This is a genomic window from Corallococcus sp. CA047B (assembly GCF_003612065.1).
Lineage (GTDB): Bacteria > Myxococcota > Myxococcia > Myxococcales > Myxococcaceae > Corallococcus > Corallococcus praedator.
The window spans coordinates 1-2,117 of record NZ_RAWD01000606.1; the positions used below are offsets into that span (position 1 = coordinate 1).

2 protein-coding genes and 2 pseudogenes are annotated in these 2,117 nt (G+C 73.5%); 2 read left to right on the forward strand and 2 right to left on the reverse strand.

Annotated elements, in window-relative coordinates:
• Nucleotides 1-311 (reverse strand): annotated as a pseudogene (locus tag D7X74_RS45410) (hypothetical protein); the annotation flags it as partial.
• A gap of 99 nt (nucleotides 312-410) precedes the next feature.
• Here D7X74_RS45410 and D7X74_RS41505 point away from each other — a divergent pair.
• Complete coding sequence (locus tag D7X74_RS41505) at nucleotides 411-716, forward strand: hypothetical protein (protein WP_120538420.1); 306 nt, start codon at nucleotides 411-413, stop codon at nucleotides 714-716.
• A 135-nt stretch (nucleotides 717-851) separates the two neighbouring features.
• Nucleotides 852-1,244: a hypothetical protein gene (locus D7X74_RS41510; RefSeq protein WP_120538421.1), complete on the forward strand. Its 393-nt coding sequence runs from the start codon at nucleotides 852-854 to the stop codon at nucleotides 1,242-1,244.
• Between the two features lie 66 nt (nucleotides 1,245-1,310).
• Here the strand turns inward: D7X74_RS41510 and D7X74_RS41515 are convergent.
• Nucleotides 1,311-2,117 (reverse strand): annotated as a pseudogene (locus D7X74_RS41515) (serine/threonine protein kinase); the annotation flags it as partial.

Below are 2,117 nucleotides of genomic sequence, written 5' to 3' on the forward strand. Positions count from 1 at the left end.
ACCTGGACGAAGGCCCCCGCCGCCGCGCTCATCACGCCGCCGCCTGCCCCGGTGAGCAGATCGAAGCCCGCCTCGGCGATCCACCTCGCCAGCGGGACCACCCACTCCTCGTGGGCGTTCGTTCCGGAGCCGAACACTCCGATGATGCGGCGGTGCCTGCGCATGGCTGAGTCCTCCCCGGATTTCCGGAACTCGCTTCGCCTACCCCTGTTCCATGCGAATCCCCGGCCAGCGCCGCAAGGGATCACGGACCGACGTACCGCATGGGTCACGTCCACCCGTGGAAGGTGCGCGGCGCGAGCGTCGACCATTCGTCGCCGACCCTGCTCGAAGTGGCAGCCCGCCCTCGCACGGGGCGTGATGTCGGACCCCTCCTCTACCTTCGTGCGCAGTGAGCCTGGAGGACGCCCATGTTCGACGCCTGTGGAGGTTGTGAACGCCGTGGCACCGCCGGAGAGGTGTTCGACTGGTGCGCGCACTGCGAGCTGTCCCTGTGTCCCGACTGCCTCCCCAGGGGCTGCTGCGGCCAGGTGCCCGCGGATTCCGGCCGGGGCGCGCCGCGCGAGCTGCCCGAGCCGCCCGCGCACGAGCGGGAGCCCCTGCCGGAGCACTTCGGTGGCCGCTGCTGCACGCACGCACGCGCGGTGGCGTGCTCCTGTGCCTTCCACTGGGTCTGCGTGCGCCATGGCGACCTGCACGTGGGCAGCCACGACTGAGGGCGCCGCCCCACCCGGCCCCTCACGACGCGCAGCCGCCCCTCGCTCCCGGGCGTTGACAGCCAGGGGTCCCCTCCGGGACGGTCTCAGGGCGTCGGGCACTTCCGCCCGGACACATCACGGAGCAACGGCACCATGGGTCTCGCGGAACGGAAGGAGCTGGCGGCGTTCAAGGAAGAGTCCTTCGCGCCGAAGCTGGAGGAGCTGAAGGCGGCCGCGGGCGGCGCGGACCTCCAGGTCACCCTCGATGAGGCGAGCTTCACCACCGTGGCCGCCATCCAGATGATCTCCAATGGCATCTTCGATCGGCTCATCGATGACCTGAAGGCCGTCTGCGGTGACGCCATCGGCAAGGAGGCGGTGCGCGACGGCATCAAGACGGTGCACGTCATCCACAAGGAAGACCCCGGCTACACGCTCGAATTGGCGGGGGGCACCTTGACCGTCAAGGCGAAGGTGGACGGCTCGCTGGGCAGCGACCTTCCGGGGTACGGCGACTACAAGCGCTACCTGTTGAGGACGCTGTAGGCCGGGCCTCCGGGGGAAGGGGGCGCCTCGTGGAGGCAGCCCCAGGCCCAAAGGCCGACGAACGCCTCAGGGCACGTCGAGCGCGACGCTCTGGCCCGGGACGGCCATCACCCAGCGGACGACGTCGGGCTTGCCGCCGCAGGTGACGCGCACCTCGAACTCGCGGCCTGCGGGCATCGGGCTGACGAGCGGCGTCGCGCTCTCCAGCACCTGGGAGCCCAGCGCCACGCGGCACCCCGCGGGGCCGGTGACGCTGAGCATGCCCTTGGCGTCCGCCTGGGGGGCGGCATCCGCGAGCGTGCGCAGGTCGATGTGCTCCGCCTTCGACACCTTTCCGAAGCGGTGCAGCCGGCCGTCCACGGCGGTGGAGACGAGCCACCCGCCCGGATCCTCCGGCAGGGAGCGGTCCGCCGCCAGCAGCACGCCGGACACGTAGACGCGCTCGCCGGCCTGGGCGTTGCGCACCTCCACGCCCCCGCCGGGCATCACGAACACCAGCGCCAGGCCCGCGAGGACCACGGCGATTCCGCCCACCACCAGCCCCTTGCGCTGTCCGGGCGTCAGGCCCGGCCCCGGCGCGGAGGGCGTTCCCACGGTGGGCGGAGGACGCGCGGCCACCGCCACCCCGGGCGGAGGAGACTGCGGGGCCGACGGCACGACATGGACGGGCGGAGCCGGCACCGGGGGCGCCTTCTCTCCGGACGGTCGCACCGGCGCGGGCCCGGCGGCGGCCACCGGGGGCGGCGCGACCGCCGTGGGCGGCGGCACGGGGGCCACGGACGGCGGCGGCACGGGGCCAAGGGGCGCCACGGAGGGCACCGCGACCGACGGGCGCACGGGCGGCTGCGGCATGGGCGCGACGCGCGTGGGTAC

Coding starts and splice junctions, on each gene's coding strand:
- D7X74_RS41510 (WP_120538421.1), top strand. CDS start 852: ATGGGTCTCGCGGAACGGAAGGAGCTGGCGGCGTTCAAGGAAGAGTCC.
- D7X74_RS41505 (WP_120538420.1), top strand. CDS start 411: ATGTTCGACGCCTGTGGAGGTTGTGAACGCCGTGGCACCGCCGGAGAG.